Source organism: Herbiconiux liukaitaii, assembly GCF_041927495.1.
Classification (GTDB): domain Bacteria; phylum Actinomycetota; class Actinomycetes; order Actinomycetales; family Microbacteriaceae; genus Herbiconiux; species Herbiconiux liukaitaii.
The window spans coordinates 155,131-172,240 of the sequence record NZ_JBHFHG010000006.1 but is presented as its reverse complement, the minus strand read 5'-3'; the positions used below and the strand labels follow the sequence as shown (position 1 = coordinate 172,240).

The following is a 17,110-nucleotide window of genomic DNA, read 5'->3' as shown; positions in this document are numbered from 1 at the left end:
GTCTAGGAGCGGTTCAGGAGGTCGCTTCCCGATGGGCGGCCGAGAGCCGGAGATAAGTCTCCGCGTTACGCCGGATGCCCTCGCGCTCCTCCGGCGCGAGCTCGCGCCGCACCTTCCCGGGCACCCCGGCCACGAGCGAACCGGGCGGCACGATCGTGCCCTCGAGCACCACGGCACCGGCCGCCACGAGCGATCCCGTGCCGATGACGGCTCCGTTCAGCACCGTGGCGTTCATGCCGATGAGGCAGTCGTCCTCCACCGTGCAGCCGTGCAGCACCGCGCTGTGGCCCACGCTCACCCCGCGGCCGATGGTGGTGGGGCTGCCGAGATCGGTGTGCACCACCACGTTGTCCTGCAGGTTCGAGCCCTCCCCCAGCACGATCGGGTCGTTGTCGCCGCGCAGCACCGCGCCGTAGAACACGCTCGCCGTGGCGGCGAGGCGCACCCGCCCGATGACGGTGGTGGTGGGCGCCACCCAGGCGCTCGGGTCGATCTCGGGGGTCTCGCCGTCGTAGGTGATGAGCATCGTCGTCTCCTGTGTCGCGGGGTGGTCGGAGCCCGGTCGGGACCGACCGAGGGAGTGGGTCAGAGCCGGTCGCCGAGTCGCGAGACGATCGCCGCCTCCTGGTAGTCGAGCTTCTCGAGGAAGTCCCTGGCCGCGTCGTCGTCGAGCCTGTCCGCCTCGCGCTCGCGCACGATCGCCAGGCGCTGCGCGGTCAGCACCCGCCGGTAGAGGGCACCGAACTCGGCGCCACGGTCGTCGCCCAGGGTGGCCTCGTCCTGCTCCGCGTCGTCCGACTGCTTCGCCACGCGCTCGGCGATGCGCTCGAGCAGTTCGGGGGCCACTCCGGCGGGCGGCGAGCTCAGGAACCCGTCGAAGACCTCGGCGGAGGCGGCTCGCGCCACCTGCCGCGCGTGCTCGGCCTGCGCCCGGTCGTACTCGTCCTGCCCCGGATCGCTCAGCCCCAGCGAGCGGATGAGCAGCGGCAGCGTGAGCCCCTGCACGAGCAGCGTGCCCACGGCCACGAGGAACGCGATGGCCTGGATCTCCGGCCGCCCGGGGAACGGATCGCCGTTCGCGAGCGCGAGCGGCACACCGGCCGCCGCCGCGAGGGTCACCACACCGCGCATGCCCGTCCACGAGACCACGAGGCTCTCGCGCCAGTTCAGGAAGATGGGGAAGTGCCTGGGCTTCAGGCCCCGCGCCGCCCGCCGCTCGTTGGTCACACGCATGCGCTCCTGCAGCCGCTCGTCGCTCGCGAGCCTGCGCCGCAGGATCTTGTCGGAGAGGAAGTTGCGGCCGAACGAGACGAACACCCACACCGGCCGGATGAAGAGCACCACGAGCAGGATGAGCGCACCGATCGCGAAGATCGACCAGACCGAGTCGCCCGCCTCCTCCACGTCCTGGATGACGAAGCGCAGCTGCAGCCCCATGTAGGCGAACACGAACGCCTCGAGCAGCACGTCGAGCGACGACCAGACCTGCCGCTCCTGCAGCCTCGTCTGGTACCCCGTGCGCACCGACGAGCCGCCCACCGCGAACCCGGCCGCCACCACGGCGAGCACTCCGGAGGCCTCGAGCTGCTCCGCGAGCAGGTAGGCGGCGAACGGCACGATGAGGCCGAGCACCGTCTCGAGCCCCGAGTCCTGCAGCAGGCGACGGATGGCGACCGCCACGAAGGCGAGCGCGAGGCCCACCACGATGCCCACGACCGAGCTGTAGCCGAAGAGCAGCAGCGGGTTCTCGATGAAGGTGTGGGTGCCCGCGACCGCGGCCACCGTGATGCTGAAGAGGGTGAGCGCGGCCGCGTCGTTGACGAGGCTCTCACCCGTGAGGATCGACATGACGCGCTTGGGCAGGCCGAGCTTGCGGCCGATCGACACAGCCGTGACGGCATCCGGGGGCGCCACGATGGCGCCGAGCACGAGAGCGGATCCGAGGGTGAGCGCGGGCACCACCCAGGCGGAGAAGGCACCCACCACGAGGGCCGTGATCACCACGAGCCCCACACCCAGACCGACGATGGGCCGCAGGTTCTTCGCGAAGGAGGCGAACGAGAACTGCAGCGCCGCCGAGTAGAGCAGCGGCGGCAGCACGAGACCGAGGATGATCTCGGAGTCGAGCTCGAGCCGGGTGAAGCCCGGGATGAACGACGCCGCGAAGCCCACGATCGTGATCACGAGGGCCGGCTGCAGCCCCCGCCGCTGGGCGAGCCCGGTCACGGCGATGGCCCCCACGATCACGAGGAGGAGCTGCACGCCGTTCACGGGGCTCAGCCTAGCTAGAGTACTGACCATGCAGGATCCGATCGACGCCGTGATGCTCATCACCGAGCTGTTCGGCTGGATCGGCATCGGCGCGGGGGTGCTGCTGCTCATCGTCGGCTACGTGCGCGGCGCGTTCTTCCGCGGCTGGCGCGAGACGCTCGGCGTGGTGGTGCTCGACGACCGCGGCGAGCGCGCCTACCGCTGGCTGGGCGAGGACAACGTGCTCTACCAGGCACCGGCCCATGAAGACGAGACGCAGGTGCTCGAGCCGGGCGACGAGCTCACCGTCTACGTGAATCCGCGCGATCCCGCCGTGGGCCGCGCCGACGAGCCGAGCCACGAGGGGCGCGCCTTCCGCACCACGGGATGGATCCTCCTCGGAGCGGGGATCTTCGCGATCGTGCTGCAGTTCGTGCTGCTGTTCCTATGATCTGATCATGACCGCGAGCGCGCCCCCGACCCGCCAGCTGCTGCCCTTCGTGCGGATGCGCGGCCGCGACGTCGACGAGCCGGGCCGGGTCTCGAGCCCGCTCGAGCTGCTCTTCGACCTCACCTTCGTGGTGGCGGTCGCCTCCATCGTGACCCAGCTGGCCCACGCCATCGCCGAGGACCACTTCGACACCGCCCTGCCGAACTTCCTCATGGTGTTCTTCGCCATCTGGTGGGCGTGGCTCAACTTCACCTGGTTCGCCTCCGCCTACGACACCGACGACGTGCCCTACCGGCTGCTCACGATGCTGCAGATGGGGGGTGTGCTCGTGCTCGCGGCGGGTGTGCCGAGCGCCTTCGAGACCGGCGACTACCTGCTCATCACCACGGGGTACTTCATCATGCGTCTCGCCCTCGTGGCGCAATGGCTGCGCGCGGCGGCGCAGGATCCAGAGGGCAGGCCCACGGCGCTCCGCTACGCCCTCGGCATCACGGTGGTGCAGGCGCTCTGGATCATCCGGGTGTTCACCACGGGCGAGCTGCCGTTCCCGGCCCAGGTGGCCGTGTTCGCCCTGCTCGCGCTGTGCGAGCTCGCGGTGCCCGTCTGGGCCGAGCGCCCTCGCCGCACCGCGTGGCATCCGCACCACGTGGCCGAGCGCTACGCCCTCTTCACCATCATCCTGCTCGGCGAATCCGTGCTCGCCTCGACGGCCGGCGTGCAGTCGATCATCTCGGCGGGAGCCTCGAGCGGCGAGTTCGTGCTGCTCGCCGCCGCCGGTCTCGCGCTGCTCTTCGGCCTGTGGTGGGTGTACTTCCTCGAACCGGCGCACGAGGGCCTCGAGAGGAACCGCTCGCGGTCGTACTACTGGGGGTACGGGCACTACCTGATCTTCGTGGCGCTCGCCGCGGTGGGCGCGGGCCTCGAGGTGAGCGTGGAGGCCCTCGGGCACCACGTGGAGGCGTCGATGGTGGCCGTCGGCTACTCGATCGCCGTGCCGGTCGCGCTCTGCCTCGTGATGATGTGGGTGCTGTATCGACCGCTGATCGGGCCCACCGTCATCCCGCCCGCGTTCTCGCTCGGTGGGGCGGCCGTCGTGCTCCTGCTGCCGCTCACAGCGGGCGTGGTGCCGCTCGCCGCGGTGGTGCTCGGCATCACGGTGGTGGTGGCCCTCGTGGTGGCGCTCACCCTCCTGGTGCGGCGACCGCGCCGGCAGCGCCGACTGCGCCCGGCCTCAGAGCAGGTCGCGTAGCTCGCGCCGCAGCACCTTGCCCACGTTCGACTTGGGCAGCTCGTCGCGGAACAGGATGCGTGTGGGCCGCTTGTAGCCGGCCAGCTCGGTCTTGAGGTAGGCGCGCAGCTCGTCTTCGGTGAGGGAGTCGTCGGCCGGCACCACGAACAGCACGACGGTCTCGCCCGAGCGGTCGTCGGGCACACCGATCACGCCGGCATCCTTCACCTTGGCGTGGGCCATGGCGACCTCTTCGACCTCGCTCGGGTAGACGTTGAAGCCCGAGACCACCACGAGGTCCTTCTTGCGGTCCACGATCGTGATGTAGCCGTCGTCGGCCATCGAGGCCACGTCGCCAGTGAGCAGCCAGCCGTCCTTGAGCACCTCCGCGGTGTTCTCCGGCTGGTTCCAGTAGCCCGACATCACCTGGGGGCCGCGCACGCACAGCTCGCCCGACTCGCCGAGCGGCACGGGCGCACCCTCCTCGTCGCGCAGCTCGACGTCGGTGGAGGGCAGCGGCAGACCGATCGTGCCGACGCGCGGCGTGGTCCACGTGGGGTTGACCGACACCACGGGCGAGGCCTCGGTGAGACCGTAGCCCTCGAGCACGTCGATGCCCGTGGCCTCCCGCCAGGCCTTGGCCGTCGCGCCGCGCACGGCCATGCCGCCCGCCACCGCGAGCTTGACTCCCGAGAAGTCGAGGGCGCGGAAACCCTCGCTCTCGAGCAGCGACGCCGCGAGGGTGCTCACGAGGATGAGCACACTCGGCTTCGTCTTCTGCAGGGTCTTGACCATGTCGGCGGTCTCGCGCGGATTGGTGATGAGCACGTTGTGCGAGCCGAAGGCGAAGAACGCGAGCGCATTCACCGTGAGACTGAAGATGTGGTAGAGCGGCAGGGCGGCGACCACCGTCTCCTCCCCCTCGTGCAGGCGGAGACGCATGGGGGCGAGCATCTGCGCCTGGTTGGCCACGAGGTTGCCGTGCGTGATGACGGCGGCCTTCGTGCCTCCCGTGGTGCCGCCCGTGTACTGCAGCAGCGCGGTGTCGTCGAGCGAGACGTCGGGGCGGGCGACCCCTGCGTGGCGGGCGCCCGCGGCGAGGGCCTCGCGGAACGAGGTGGTGCCGGTAAGGCCGTGCCGTGGCACGAGCTTCTTGACGCGCTTGACCACGAAGTTGGTGAGGAGGCGCTGCGGCCCGGGCAGCAGGTCGCCCACGTCGGTGAGCACCACGTGCTTGATCGAGGTCTCGGCGATGATGGCCGCGAGCTTGTCGGCGAAGTTCTGCAGCACGAGGATGGCGGTCGCCCCCGAGTCGACGAACACCTTGCGCATCTCGTGCGGCGTGTAGAGCGGATTGGCGTTCACCACGACGAGACCGGCCTTGAGGGCCCCGTAGACGGCCACCGGGTACTGCAGCAGGTTGGGCATCTGCAGCACGATGCGATCGCCCTTCTCGAGCCCCAGCTCACCGAGCAGGAAGCCCGCGAAGCGGTCGGAGAGCTCGTCGATCTCGCGGAACGAGAGCGTGGCGCCCATGTTGGAGTACGCGGTGGAGTCGCCGTGCTTCTCGCACGTCTTCGATACCAGATGGCCCACCGAGCGGAACGAGGGTTCGTCGATCCTCGCGGCGAGATCGACGGAATAGCTCTGCAGCCACGGACGGTTCTCGTAGGGGTTCATAGCTTCTTCGCTGTCTCGCGGGGGTGGGCTCGGCCTACGCTACCGGCTATCGTCGAGCCATGACGAACGACGACGACTACGACGAGAGGCCGAGCGGATTCATGAGCCGGCTGGGGCGGGCGAGGGCGCTCACCTGGATCGTGATCATCGGTCTCATCGCCCTCAGCATCGGGGCGATCTCGGTGGTGATCGTGCTGCAGAACGCCTGATCAGACTCGCTGACCAGGCGGGCTGATCAGACGGTGGCGCCGGTGCTCTCGTCGGGCTCCGCGTCGTCGACGAGCTCCTGATCCCAGTCCTTGACGGCCTGCTCGGCCTCCTCGCGCGTGGGGAACGGGCCGAGGTTCGGGGCGCCGGGGAACTCGTCGGGGTTGAGGTCGGTGGTCACGTAGTAGCTGAGCACGTCGTCCTGCTCGTGCTCGACGATGCGAAGGTCTGTCATGTCGCCGACTCTACCGACCTCGTGCGGGCCGCGGGGTCAGAAGTCGAAGCCGCCACCGAAGTCGCCCCCACCGAAGTCGCCACCGCCACCGCCGAAGTCGCCTCCGTCGGCGCTGTAGTCGGCCGCACCGGCGTCGCCGGCGCCGGCATCCGCTGCACCCGCATCTGCGCTGGAGTCCGCGCCGGAGTCCGCTGATCCGGAGTCCGCACCGCTGTCACCGCCGTCGGCCCCTGCCTCGGTGCCGCCGTCCGCTCCCATCGGGGGCAGGAAGGCGCTCACGAGCGCGGATCCGATGACGTAGCCGGCCACCGTGCCGAGCAGCGACGATGCCATCATGCTGCCGAAGCCCATGCCACCTGCGGCGCCGCCCGCGCCGTTGCCCTGGGCGCCCGCGCCGTTGAACGCGCGCTCCATGGTGCCGGGCTTGCGGATCTCGGAGCGCGTGGCCGACTGGGCGAGCGAGTGCGCGTCGTCACCGCGCGGGGCGTCGCCGGGCGCGGCCTCCTGCGAGAGCTGCGTGAAGAGGATCTTGCGCTGCTCGGGCGTGAGCTTCATGAACGCCTCCTCGTGCACCTGCTCGATGGTCTCGGGAGGAGCGGTGCGCAGCAGGTAGCGGTAGCGCTCGACGGCGATCTGGTCGTCGGTGCGCTCCGGCGCACCCTGAGCGGGCGCACCGTCACGCGGGTCGTGCTGCTGGGGGCTCTGCGGCATGTACGGCTGCTGCTCGTTCCGCTGCGGTTCTTCCCTGCCGAGGAGGCGGTCGAGGAAACCCATGGTGATCGCTCCGATCCCGGCGAACGCCGTCTGCGTCGTCGTCCTCCCAGTCTGGACACGCCTTCTGGAGATCCGCTGGGCGATCGCCGAGGGCGAGGCTAGAGCGAGCGCAGCAGCACGTCGTCGAGCCGTTCGGGGCGCAGCCCGTGCCCGATCACTCGCGGCCCGACGGCTCGAGCGGCCGGCACGATGAGGCCGAGCGCCAGTCGCTGGGCGACGGTCGGCGGGTTCGAGAGCAGCGGCTCGTCGTGCGGTCTCGCGAGGGTGCGGTGCATCCTCGACTGCACCGCCTGCATGGCACGCACGGCGGGGAGGCGTCGCCGCTGGATGGCCGCGAGATCCCTGGGCGTGACCCCGAGGGCGGATCCCGGCCCGCCGATGGCCCGCAGCAGCAGCGGCTCGGCCAGGCGGTTCGCGGTGGCGACCGCATCCTGGATGGCGTACTCGACCCCCACCCCGAACGCCGGCGACATGGCGTGGGCGGCGTCGCCGATGCAGAGCAGCCCCGGCCGGTACCAGGTCTCGAGCCGCGAAAGGCGCACCGAGAGCAGCTTGACCTGCTCCCAGTCCTGCAGGGAGTCGACCACGGGGGCGAGCGGCCTCGCAGCTCTCGCGATCGAGTCGCGGAACGCACGGAGGCCCTGCCGCTTGATCTCGTCGAAGCCGCCCTTCGCGATGAGGGAACCGGACTGCAGGTGGCTGCCGCGGTCGATCGTGAGCACCGAGACGCCGCGGTCGATGTAGGCCAGGGTGGGCCGGAGCGGTGCGGCGGGCTTGGGCAGTTCGAACCACAGCACGTCGACACCCACGCCGAACTCCCGCGGCTCGAGCCCCGTGGCGGAGCGCACGGTCGAGGCGCGGCCGTCGGCGGCCACGGTGAGCCTGGCCACGATCTCGAACTCACCCTCCGCGTCGACGGCGGTGACTCCCGTGACCGCCGAGCCTGCGCGCCGTACACCCGTGGCCGCGGTGCCCATCCGCAACCGGAACGACGGCTCCCGCAGGGCGTGCCCGGCGAGGAAGTCGAGGAAGTCCCACTGCGGCACGAAGGCCAGGAAGTCGTTCGGCGCGGGCAGGTGCGAGAAGTCCATCGCGTGGACCCGGATGCCGTTCACCACCACGTCGAGCGCGCGCACCTCGCTGTGTGGCAGCTTCAGGAACTCCTCGCGGAGCCCCAGGTCGCCCAGCAGCTCGAGGGTGGAGGGGTGCACGGTGTCGCCGCGGAAGTCGCGGAGGAAGTCGTCGTGCTTCTCGAGCACGAGCACGTCGATGCCGATGCGGGCGAGGAGGTAGCCGAGCATGAGGCCGGCGGGGCCGCCGCCCACGATGCAGACCTCGGTGTGGACGGTGCGCGCGGCGGCCATGGCTCCACCCTAGGACGGCAGCAGGAATCCGTCGTCGATGAGCGAGCGGATGCGCGGCACGAGTTCATCGCGCAGCGCCCCGGCGTCCACACTCAGCACCTGGGCGATCGCGTCGATGATGGGGCCCACCTCGAGGTCGCCGTCGCACGCGCCCACGAAGGCGGCGAGGCCCGTGTCGAGCGGCACCCGGCGGCCGAAACCGCTGCCCTGCAGGAGCGTCATGACCACGGGATCGTCGTGGCCGGGCCAGTAGTGCCGTTCCTCGGTGACGTCGGAGGCGTAGACGAGCGTGGAGCGCAGCAGAGCGTCGAGGTCGCGGTGCACCTGCCAGTCGTGACCGGCGAGGCAGCGCGCGAGGTGGTCGCCGAGGCCGGAGGGATTGTCGCCGAGCCCCGAGTCGAGGCGCTCGTAGCGGCTCAGCGTGGGTGCTGTCTCGCGCGGGCGGCGCAACAGGATGTAGCCGAAGCCCACCGCCTCAACCCCCCGCGCGTCGAAGTCGTCGAGCCAGGCGCTGTAGAGCTCGTCGAAGCGCTCGGTGCCCGGGCGCGTGCCGCCGTCGCGGATCCAGGTCTCGGCATAGAGCGGCGCCGTCTGCTGCTCGCGCTCGATCACCCACGCGTCGAGGCCGGATCCTTCCACCCAGGAGCGCACACGATCGAGCCCGTCCTCCTCGGGCCTGTTCGCTTCGGGCCCGTTCTCTTCGGCGCCGTCGGGGCGAGTACGGTACTCCCAGTTGCCGAGCATCTGCAGCAGGCCGCCCGGCTCGAGGTGCTCGGCGGCAGAGCGCACGACGGTCTCCACGATCGCGTCGCCCTCGAGACCCCCATCCCGGTACTCGTAGAGCGGAACGCCCTGCACGCGCGGGGTGATGACGAACGGAGGGTTCGAGACGATCCGGTCGAACCGCTCCCCAGCGACCGGCTCGAACAGGCTGCCGAGCCGGAACTCGATCGAGTCGATGCCGTTCAGGCGGGCGTTGAGGGCCGCGATCTCGAGGGCCCGCCGGGAGATGTCGGTGGCCACCACCCGGCGCGCGAACCGCGAGGCGTGCAGGGCCTGGATGCCGCATCCGGTGCCGAGATCGAGCACGGAGTCGGCGGGCGTGGGGATCATGAGACCCGTGAGCGTGGTGGTCGCACCGCCGATGCCGAGCACGTGGTCCTCGTCGAGGGCGCGGCCGAGCGCGGCCTCCCCGAGGTCGGAGACGATCCACCAGCTGCCGGCGCCGAGGGAATCGACGAAGCCGTAGGGGCGCAGGTCGAGGCGGGCGGTGAGGAGGCCGGGCGCCGATCCCTCGCCGACGAGCCCGAGGGACGTCGCGCCCTCCGCGCCGAGGCCCGGGAGAGCGGCCTCGAGGGCCTCGCGGGAGACCTCGGTGCCGAGCACGAAGAGGCGGGCGAGGGCCACCACGGCGTCGCCCGGCGCGGTGCCGTCGCGGTCGCGGAGGGCTCGGAGGGCGGGGAGCGTGCGGCCGCGGAAGAGGGCGGCGGAGGCCTCGGGGCCCCAGAGGTCGTCGAGCACCTCCACGCGGTAGCGGGCTCGGGTGAGGTCGTCGCGCAGGAGGTCGATCTGGTCGTGGTCCACGCACCCATTCAATCGCTACAGTGGCGGCATGCCGCGCACTCAAGGTGATCCGCTCGTCGTCGAGACCTCGTCGGGGGCCGTGCGCGGTGCCGTGGAGGCCGTCCCATCCGGGGGTGCGCGCGGCAGCGCCGACGGGGCCGGCAGCGTGCGGCGGTGGCTCGGGATCCCGTACGCGGCGGCGCCCGTGGGGCCGCTGCGGTTCCGGCGACCGCAGCCCGTTGCGGCGTGGGATGGTGTGCGCGAGGCGCTGGCGTTCGGGCCCGCCGCCCCGCAGCACGAGAACAAGGCCGTGCGACTGCCGCCGGGTGTGACGCAGTCGGAGGACTGCCTCACCGTGAACGTCACGGCCCCCGAGACGCCTGGACCGCATCCGGTGATGGTGTGGGTGCACGGCGGCGCCTACGTGGCGGGGTCGAGCGCGCAGCCGCTCTTCGACACCCGGCTGCTGGCCGCCGAGGGCGACGTGGTGGTGGTCACGCTCAACTACCGGCTCGGTGCGCTCGGGTTCCTCGACTTCAGCTCGTTCTCCGGCGACGCCGGCGCCTCGGCGGAGGCGGCGTTCGAGGCCAACCTGGGGCTGCACGACATCATCGCCGCCCTCGCCTGGGTGCAGCGCGAGATCGCGGCGTTCGGGGGCGACCCCTCCAACGTGACTCTCTTCGGCGAGTCGGCCGGGGCGGGCTGCGTCACCACCCTGCTCACCGTGCCCGCCGCGGCAGGTCTCTTCCACCGCGCCATCGCCGAGAGCTCACCCGCCACCTCGGTCTACGACGCCGAGCGCGCCGCCACGGTCGCGGCCCGCTTCCTGCGGCTCGTCGGCCTTGAGCCGGGCCAGGCGGGGCGACTGCGCGAGCTCGCCCCCGAGACGCTCAGCCAGGCGGCGTTCGACCTCGTGGCCGCGGTCTCCGCCGAGGCGCCCGGCACGCTCGCGATCGCACCGGTGGTGGATGGAGAGCTCGTACCCGAGCACCCCATCGATGCCTTCCGCGAGGGCCGCCAGCTGCCCGTGCCGCTCATCATCGGCACGAACCACGACGAGGCGTCGCTGTTCAAGCTCATGAAGTCGCCGCTCATGCCCATCACTCAGACCTCGGTGCACGCCATGTTCGAGGCGCTCCTCGCGGAGCGGCCCGACCTCGCCCAGGAGGCGGCGCAGGCCGAGGCGACGGCTGGGGGCTCGGGATCCGGCGATCCGACCGGGCCGAGCATCGAGGAGCGCATCGAGCGCGCCTATCCGCGGTTCCCCCGGCACGGCACTCCCGCGGAGCTCTCCCGCGACGCCGGGTTCCGCATGCCCTCCATCTGGCTCGCCGCCGCCCACAGCCGCGTGGCCCCCACCCGCATGTACCGGTTCGACCACGCCCCCGCCATGCTGCGCCTGCTCGGCATCGGCGCCACCCACGGCGCCGAGATCGCCTACGTCTTCGGCACGCTCGGCACCGCGAAGAAGGATCCGAGCTTCGACCTCGGCGGGCTCCCGGCGGCGCGGCGGCTCTCCGCCGAGATGCGAGCGCGCTGGGTGGCCTTCGCCCGCGGCGGCGACCCCGACTCCCCCGGTGGCGAGGCCTGGCCGCTCTACGACGAGAGCACGCGCAGCACCCTCGTGTTCGAGGGCCGCGGCACCGTGGTCGATGATCCCGACGCCCAGATCCGCGCGGCCTGGGGAGACACCGTCGTAGCGTTCCGCTAGCCTTCCCTCACGCCAGCGATCCCCACCCCACGGCTGCAGTTCCCCACCCGCTCCCCGAACAGGGGGTAGAGATGTTGATGATTTCTCATCTATTCTTCGGGAGGTAAGGGCGCTCAGCTGAACGCCCGGTTCTTCCGAGAAGAAACGGGGATCATCATGAATGCAGTCACCAAGGGTGCGATCGCGGCGGGAGCCGCCATCGTGCTCCTCACGAGCGGCTTGGGAACGCTCGCCTTCTGGTCGAGCTCGGCCTCGGTGGCCGACGGCACGCTCAGTTCGGGCTACCTCTCGCTCAGCGTGCAGAATCCGCTCTGGTACGACATCTCGGAGGGCGACGCCCAGCCCTTCGACCCGGCGGTCGACACGATCGTGCCGGGCGACGTCATCCTCTACACGGCCGACGCGGTCGTGGCGGGCGAGGGCCGCAACCTCGAGGCGACCCTGCTGGCCGACACCGCCGATCTGGGCGGAGACCTGCTGCCCTACATCGACGTGTCGATGAGCGTCGACGACATCGTGACCTCCGAGCTCAGCTACGACCTCGGGCCGATCGAGGAGGACCGCGCGCTGCCGATCGAGCTCGTCTTCACCTTCGATCCCGACACGCCGTCCGGGGAGGGGATGGACGCCGACCTCAACCTCACCGACTTCGAGCTCACCCTCGTGCAGAACCCCTGACGATGAGCGGGCGGCGGGTGGCGACCACCAAGACGGGCGCGGCCTGGTGGGTGGGGCGCGTCGGCTCGTGGGTGCTGCTGCTCGCCGCCGTGGGGGTGCTGCTCGCCGTGGTGGTCGTGCCGCGGATCATGGGCGCCACGCCCTACACCGTGCTGACGGGCTCGATGCAGCCGTCGCTGCCGCCGGGCGAACTCGTGGTGGTGTCACCGGCCGACCCGGACTCGATACGGGTCGGCCAGGTGGCCACCTACCAGCTCGCCTCGGGGCGGCCGGCGGTGGCGACGCACCGGGTGGTGGGGGTGAGCGTGAGCGGATCCGGCGAGCGCAGCTTCATCTTCCGGGGCGACGCCAACTCCGCCGACGACCCCGAACCGGTGCGCGCCGAACAGCTCAGGGGCGTGCTCCGGTACCACCTGCCCCTCCTCGGGCACGTCAACGTGTGGCTCACCGGTGAGCAGCGGGCCATCGGGATCGGCGTGATCGCGGCGGCCCTCCTCGCCTACGCGGCCGGGATGTGGACGACAGCGGCCCGCCGCCGTCTGCGCTCGAAGCGGGTCGAGGCATGAGACCGACCTGGTACGTCGTCCGGACGATCTCGACCTCGATCGCCGCCCTGGGTCTCGCCCTCTTCGCGGCAGGGGCGGCGGAGACCGCCATCGCAGCGGATGCACCTGTGCTCGAGGTGAGCTCGGATGGGGTCTCCTGGTCCGAGTCCCTCGATCACGCCCTCACCCCCGAGGACTTCGTGTTCGCACCCGGCGCGGAGCTCTCGAGCGTGCTCTTCGTGCGAAGCGACTCCGCGGTGGACGGCGTGCAGATCGAAGTCGCCGACCGCCGGAACGGTGAGCTGTGGCGATCGCTGGAGGTCCATGTGGTGGCCACAGCAGGCCCGACCACCACGGTCCCACCCGCATCCTGGACCGACAGCATCCGGAAGCCCGCCGGGAGCTCCGCACCGCTCCGCACTCCCGGTCTGAGCCTGCCTCCGGGCGGGGTGGCCGAGTTCAGGCTGCGCTTCACTCTGCCCCGCGACGCCGACGACACCACCCAGCGGCTGACAGCGCATCCGCGGATCGTGCTGCACGCCTCCGCAGCTCCCCCGCGCAGCGCATCCTTGGCCGACACCGGCGCATCCGCGAGCGCGATCCCGGCCGCCCTCGCCCTCGCCGCACTGCTCGTGACCCTCGCTGCCGTCTGCATCTGCCACAATCGAGGTTCTGCCCTGCCCTTGAAGGAGGATCCCCTGTGACGAACGTCCGCCTGGTCGCATTCGATCTCGACGACACCCTCGCGCCCTCGAAGGCCCCTCTCGACCCGCGCATGGCCGAGCTCCTCGTGAGGCTGCTCGACACCGTGCAGGTGTGCGTCATCTCCGGCGGGCAGTTCGGGCAGTTCCAGAGCCAGCTCGTGGCGAACCTGCCGCAATCGGCACCCCACCTCGAGCACCTGCACCTCATGCCCACGTGCGGCACGCAGTACTACCGGCACGAGGGCGGCGACTGGGTGCAGGTCTACGCCGAGAACCTCAGCGACGACCAGAAGATGCGTGCGCAGGATGCCCTCGTGGCCGCCGCGAAGGAGCTCGGGCTCTGGGAGACCGAGACCTGGGGCCCCGTGCTCGAGGATCGCGGCTCGCAGATCACCTTCTCCGCCCTCGGCCAGCAGGCCCCCATCGAGGCGAAGTCGGCGTGGGACCCGACGGGCTCCAAGAAGGAGTCGCTGCGCGCCGCCGTGGCCTCGCAGCTGCCCGACCTCGAGGTGCGCTCGGGTGGATCGACCTCGGTCGACATCACGCGCGAGGGCATCGACAAGGCCTACGGCATGAACCGCCTGGCCGAGCTCACGGGCATCCCGCTCGACGACATGCTCTTCGTGGGCGACCGCCTCGACGAGGGCGGCAACGACTATCCCGTGAAGGCCCTCGGCGTGGAGTGCCACGCGGTGGAGGGCTGGCACGAGACGGCTGCGTTCGTGGAGACGTTCCTCAGCGAACGCGCCTGACCGGCACTCGCCTGACCCCGGCTCCGGTCACGCGCTCTCGTCGCGGGCGGAGCGGCCGAGGTTGAGCTCGGTCTCCTCCACGTCGATCTTGGCGAGCACGGCCTTCACCGAGCGCTCCTGGTAGCGACCCTCCGCTCGGGCGACGAGCACGGCCTCGCGCTCGGCCTCGATCATGTCGCGGCGCAACCGGGCGTAGGCGCGCGGCAGAGGTTCGGCGCCCTGCTCCCCCGGGTTCTCCAGGAAGTCGCCCAAGAAGGAGGCGTTCACGCGGAGCCGATCGATGACCCGCTGGTCGGCTTCGGCGTCTTTCAGCTCCTCGTCGAGCCGGGCGAGCCCCGCGGTCTGCGCTTCGGCGAGGAGCATGTGCACCTCGGTCTGCTCCTGCGAGAAGTCGGGCGGCGGCAGCTTGAGGCGGCGGATGACGAAGGGCAGCAGCGCTCCCCCGAGCAGCGTGCCCACCACCACCACGAACGCCAGGAACTGCAGGAAGGCGCGCCCGGGCGTCTCCTCCGGCAGCAGGAAGACCGCCGCCAGCGTCACCACACCGCGGATGCCGGCGACCGACACGGCGATGCCGTTGCGCCAGCTCCATCCGCGCTCCCGCAGCCACTGGGGGCCGAAGCGGTAGGTGGCGGTCGTGAGCATCATCCAGGCGAAGCGGGAGAGGAAGATCGCACCGAGCAGGGCGGCCGAGATGAGCACGGTGGGCCACACGCCAGGTGAGTCGCTCAGCGCATCCTCGAGGATGCCGGAGAGGCTCAGCCCGATGAAGAGGAACACGGCGTTCTCGAGCAGGAACTGGATGGTGCGCCAGTTGAGCGACTCGGCGATGCGCGCCTGCGCGGTCTGGATGACCGGGGCCCTGAAGCCCAGGTAGAGCCCCGCGACCACCACGGCGAGCACTCCCGAACCGTGCAGCAGCTGGGCCGGGATGAACGCCACGAACGGGGTGATGAGCGAGAGGCTCGTGTCGAGCACGGGCGAGCGCAGCTGCTTGCGGATGAACCCCAGCGCGAACGCCACCACGAATCCGACTCCGACCCCCACCACCACCGCGAGGGCGAACTCGAGCACGATGAAGCCGACGGTCGGCGGTTCGGCCGAGGGGTTCGACGCGGCCACGATGGCGGCGATCGCGGCGTTGAGCGCCACGAGGGCGGTGGCGTCGTTGAGCAGGCTCTCGCCCTCGAGCACGGTCACGAGCCGGCGGGGCAGCTTGAGCTTGCCGGCGATCGCGGTGACGGCCACGGCATCGGTGGGCGCCACGACCGCTCCGAACGCCAGCGCGGCGGCGAGCGAGATGGCGGGAACCACGAGCCAGGCGGTCAGGCCCACGGTCACCACCGTGAACGCCACGAGCCCCACGCTGAGCAGCAGGATGCCGTCGCGTCTCGCGCGCACGTCGGCGAACGAGGTGCGGATGGCGGCCGCGAACAGCAGAGGCGGCAGCAGCCCGTAGAGGATGAGGTCGGGCTCGACCGCGATGGCGGGCACCCCGGGGATGAACGACACCACGGCCCCCACGACCACGAGCACGATGGGAGCCGACAGCCCCGCCCGCCCGGCGACTCCCGTCACGGCCACGGTGACCGCGACGAACGACACCACCCACACGATCGTCCCGACGGCTTCGCTCTCCACGACAGTGAGCCTATTGCGGCGCGCGCCCTCGCTGGGATGGGAAAGGAGAGCTCACCCATCGTGAACAACTGGACTGAACAGCAGCCGTCGGAAGTGCCCTTTGACAGCGGTTTCTGACCGTTGTAGTTTAACAAACATTCAGTCACACTGAACACAAGCGCACTGGAGCGCCTAAGAGCACCGATCACAGTTGAACTCAATGAGGAGAATGTCATGCGATCACGCTTCCTACTCGCGGCCGCGGCCGTCGGGGGACTCGCCCTTCTGACCGGCTGCACCACCGGCGCCGATCAGGCCGCCGAACAGCCCGCGGCGGCATCCGCCGAAGAGCTCACCGGCACCGTCACCATGCTGCTGCCCAACACCACGACCACCCGCTTCATCGAGCACGACGCTCCCGCCTTCGTGGAGGCCATGGGTGAGCTCGCACCGGGCGTCACGGTCGACATCGTGAACGCCGAGGGGGATGCTGCCCGCCAGCTCACCCAGGCCGAGACGGCGATCAGCCAGGGCACCAAGGCCATCGTCTTCGTCTCCGCCGACCCGGCCCTCTCCGGCTCGGTTCTGGCCAAGGCCTCGGATGCCCTGATCCCCGTCATCGGCTACGAGCACGAAGCGCTGGACGGCCCGGTCGAGTACCAGGTGATCTTCGACCCGTTCAAGGTGGGCGCCGCCCAGGGCACCTACTTCGGCGGGCACCTGCCGACCACCGCGACACCCGTGAAGGTCGCCCGCGTCTACGGCAACAACGGTGACAACTACACCACCCAGGTGAAGGCCGGTCAGGACGAGACGCTCGATGGGCTGGTCGCCGATGGCAAGGTCGAGGTCGTCTGCGAGGACTACGCCGCCGGCTGGGACCCCGCCAACGCACAGAAGATCGTCGAGCAGTGCCTCACGAAGACCCAGAACCAGATCGATGCCGTGCTGGTGTCGAACGACGGCACCGCCTCCGGCGCGATCGCCGCGCTCGAGGGGCAGAACCTCGGCGGCACCGTTCCGGTCTACGGCGGTCAGGACGCCAACCTCGACGGTCTGAAGTACATCCTCCAGGGCAAGCAGCAGGACACGGTGTTCAAGGACTACGCCATCGAGGGCCAGTCCGCTGCCGAACTGGTTCTCGCCGCCCTCCTCAAGGAGGACCCGCCGAGCGGTCTCGTGAACGACGTCTTCGACAACAACGCCGAAGAGGTGCCTGCCGCCTTCCTCGACGTGGAGAGCATCGACGCCGAGAACATGCAGACCGTCGTGGACGCGGGCCTCTACACCAAGGAGGAGATCTGCGAGGGTCTCACCGGTGTCGCCTTCTGCGACGCCCCGTGACCGG

17 protein-coding genes are annotated in these 17,110 nt (G+C 70.7%); 9 read left to right on the top strand and 8 right to left on the bottom strand.

Annotated elements, in window-relative coordinates:
- Positions 1-13: 13 nt before the first annotated feature.
- Entirely contained in the window at positions 14-526 is a 513-nt protein-coding gene (locus ACEXQC_RS13235) for a gamma carbonic anhydrase family protein (RefSeq protein ID WP_374822992.1), read from the bottom strand.
- A gap of 59 nt (positions 527-585) precedes the next feature.
- Positions 586-2,271 carry a cation:proton antiporter gene (locus ACEXQC_RS13230; protein WP_374822989.1) on the bottom strand — a complete coding sequence of 562 codons (1,686 nt, stop codon included), beginning with the start codon at positions 2,269-2,271 and terminating at the stop codon, positions 586-588.
- Positions 2,272-2,299: 28 nt separating this feature from the next.
- Here ACEXQC_RS13230 and ACEXQC_RS13225 point away from each other — a divergent pair, with 28 nt between their 5' ends.
- Together ACEXQC_RS13225 and ACEXQC_RS13220 are read left to right on the top strand one after the other, a co-directional pair.
- Positions 2,300-2,701 (top strand): DUF3592 domain-containing protein, encoded by a 402-nt coding sequence (locus ACEXQC_RS13225; protein WP_374822986.1) that lies wholly within the window; start codon positions 2,300-2,302, stop codon positions 2,699-2,701.
- A 7-nt stretch (positions 2,702-2,708) separates the two neighbouring features.
- On the top strand, positions 2,709-3,950 hold the full coding sequence (locus ACEXQC_RS13220; protein WP_374822983.1) for a low temperature requirement protein A: 1,242 nt from the start codon (positions 2,709-2,711) through the stop codon (positions 3,948-3,950).
- Here the strand turns inward: ACEXQC_RS13220 and ACEXQC_RS13215 are convergent.
- Complete coding sequence (locus tag ACEXQC_RS13215) at positions 3,933-5,609, bottom strand: AMP-binding protein (RefSeq protein WP_374822980.1); 1,677 nt, start codon at positions 5,607-5,609, stop codon at positions 3,933-3,935. The genes ACEXQC_RS13220 and ACEXQC_RS13215 overlap by 18 nt on opposite strands.
- 59 nt (positions 5,610-5,668) lie before the next feature.
- Between ACEXQC_RS13215 and ACEXQC_RS13210 the strand changes: the two genes are divergently transcribed.
- The gene (locus tag ACEXQC_RS13210; protein WP_374822977.1) at positions 5,669-5,818 is read left to right on the top strand and encodes a hypothetical protein; all 150 of its coding nucleotides are present in this window, start codon (positions 5,669-5,671) and stop codon (positions 5,816-5,818) included.
- A gap of 26 nt (positions 5,819-5,844) precedes the next feature.
- Here ACEXQC_RS13210 and ACEXQC_RS13205 read toward each other — a convergent pair whose 3' ends face one another.
- From ACEXQC_RS13205 to ACEXQC_RS13190, 4 genes are all read right to left on the bottom strand, one after another.
- Entirely contained in the window at positions 5,845-6,051 is a 207-nt protein-coding gene (locus tag ACEXQC_RS13205; RefSeq protein WP_374822974.1) for a hypothetical protein, read from the bottom strand.
- Between the two features lie 36 nt (positions 6,052-6,087).
- Positions 6,088-6,825, bottom strand: a complete 738-nt coding sequence (locus tag ACEXQC_RS13200; protein ID WP_374822971.1) for a hypothetical protein — start codon at positions 6,823-6,825, stop codon at positions 6,088-6,090.
- Between the two features lie 98 nt (positions 6,826-6,923).
- Positions 6,924-8,189 (bottom strand): FAD-dependent oxidoreductase, encoded by a 1,266-nt coding sequence (locus ACEXQC_RS13195; RefSeq protein ID WP_374822968.1) that lies wholly within the window; start codon positions 8,187-8,189, stop codon positions 6,924-6,926.
- Positions 8,190-8,198: 9 nt separating this feature from the next.
- Entirely contained in the window at positions 8,199-9,773 is a 1,575-nt protein-coding gene (locus ACEXQC_RS13190) for a DUF7059 domain-containing protein (RefSeq protein WP_374822965.1), read from the bottom strand.
- Positions 9,774-9,801: 28 nt separating this feature from the next.
- Between ACEXQC_RS13190 and ACEXQC_RS13185 the strand changes: the two genes are divergently transcribed.
- The 5 genes from ACEXQC_RS13185 to ACEXQC_RS13165 all read left to right on the top strand — a co-directional run bounded on the left by ACEXQC_RS13185 (position 9,802) and on the right by ACEXQC_RS13165 (position 14,142).
- On the top strand, positions 9,802-11,463 hold the full coding sequence (locus tag ACEXQC_RS13185) for a carboxylesterase/lipase family protein (protein WP_374822962.1): 1,662 nt from the start codon (positions 9,802-9,804) through the stop codon (positions 11,461-11,463).
- A 156-nt stretch (positions 11,464-11,619) separates the two neighbouring features.
- Entirely contained in the window at positions 11,620-12,141 is a 522-nt protein-coding gene (locus tag ACEXQC_RS13180; protein ID WP_374822959.1) for an alternate-type signal peptide domain-containing protein, read from the top strand.
- Positions 12,142-12,158: 17 nt separating this feature from the next.
- On the top strand, positions 12,159-12,707 hold the full coding sequence (locus ACEXQC_RS13175) for a signal peptidase I (protein WP_374822955.1): 549 nt from the start codon (positions 12,159-12,161) through the stop codon (positions 12,705-12,707).
- Positions 12,704-13,390 carry a hypothetical protein gene (locus tag ACEXQC_RS13170; RefSeq protein ID WP_374822952.1) on the top strand — a complete coding sequence of 229 codons (687 nt, stop codon included), beginning with the start codon at positions 12,704-12,706 and terminating at the stop codon, positions 13,388-13,390. Before ACEXQC_RS13175 ends, ACEXQC_RS13170 begins: the two co-directional genes overlap by 4 nt.
- Positions 13,387-14,142, top strand: coding sequence for an HAD-IIB family hydrolase (locus tag ACEXQC_RS13165; protein ID WP_374822949.1), 756 nt, complete (start codon positions 13,387-13,389; stop codon positions 14,140-14,142). The genes ACEXQC_RS13170 and ACEXQC_RS13165 overlap by 4 nt, the downstream gene beginning before the upstream one ends.
- A gap of 27 nt (positions 14,143-14,169) precedes the next feature.
- Here the strand turns inward: ACEXQC_RS13165 and ACEXQC_RS13160 are convergent, their stop codons facing one another.
- On the bottom strand, positions 14,170-15,783 hold the full coding sequence (locus ACEXQC_RS13160) for a cation:proton antiporter (protein WP_374822946.1): 1,614 nt from the start codon (positions 15,781-15,783) through the stop codon (positions 14,170-14,172).
- Positions 15,784-15,996: 213 nt separating this feature from the next.
- Between ACEXQC_RS13160 and ACEXQC_RS13155 the strand changes: the two genes are divergently transcribed.
- Positions 15,997-17,106 carry a substrate-binding domain-containing protein gene (locus tag ACEXQC_RS13155; RefSeq protein WP_374822943.1) on the top strand — a complete coding sequence of 370 codons (1,110 nt, stop codon included), beginning with the start codon at positions 15,997-15,999 and terminating at the stop codon, positions 17,104-17,106.
- Positions 17,107-17,110: the final 4 nt, after the last annotated feature.

Coding starts and splice junctions, on each gene's coding strand:
- ACEXQC_RS13225 (WP_374822986.1), top strand. CDS start 2,300: ATGCAGGATCCGATCGACGCCGTGATGCTCATCACCGAGCTGTTCGGC.
- ACEXQC_RS13180 (WP_374822959.1), top strand. CDS start 11,620: ATGAATGCAGTCACCAAGGGTGCGATCGCGGCGGGAGCCGCCATCGTG.
- ACEXQC_RS13215 (WP_374822980.1), bottom strand. CDS start 5,609: ATGAACCCCTACGAGAACCGTCCGTGGCTGCAGAGCTATTCCGTCGAT.
- ACEXQC_RS13170 (WP_374822952.1), top strand. CDS start 12,704: ATGAGACCGACCTGGTACGTCGTCCGGACGATCTCGACCTCGATCGCC.
- ACEXQC_RS13205 (WP_374822974.1), bottom strand. CDS start 6,051: ATGACAGACCTTCGCATCGTCGAGCACGAGCAGGACGACGTGCTCAGC.
- ACEXQC_RS13155 (WP_374822943.1), top strand. CDS start 15,997: ATGCGATCACGCTTCCTACTCGCGGCCGCGGCCGTCGGGGGACTCGCC.
- ACEXQC_RS13235 (WP_374822992.1), bottom strand. CDS start 526: ATGCTCATCACCTACGACGGCGAGACCCCCGAGATCGACCCGAGCGCC.
- ACEXQC_RS13195 (WP_374822968.1), bottom strand. CDS start 8,189: ATGGCCGCCGCGCGCACCGTCCACACCGAGGTCTGCATCGTGGGCGGC.
- ACEXQC_RS13220 (WP_374822983.1), top strand. CDS start 2,709: ATGACCGCGAGCGCGCCCCCGACCCGCCAGCTGCTGCCCTTCGTGCGG.
- ACEXQC_RS13200 (WP_374822971.1), bottom strand. CDS start 6,825: ATGGGTTTCCTCGACCGCCTCCTCGGCAGGGAAGAACCGCAGCGGAAC.
- ACEXQC_RS13185 (WP_374822962.1), top strand. CDS start 9,802: ATGCCGCGCACTCAAGGTGATCCGCTCGTCGTCGAGACCTCGTCGGGG.
- ACEXQC_RS13210 (WP_374822977.1), top strand. CDS start 5,669: ATGACGAACGACGACGACTACGACGAGAGGCCGAGCGGATTCATGAGC.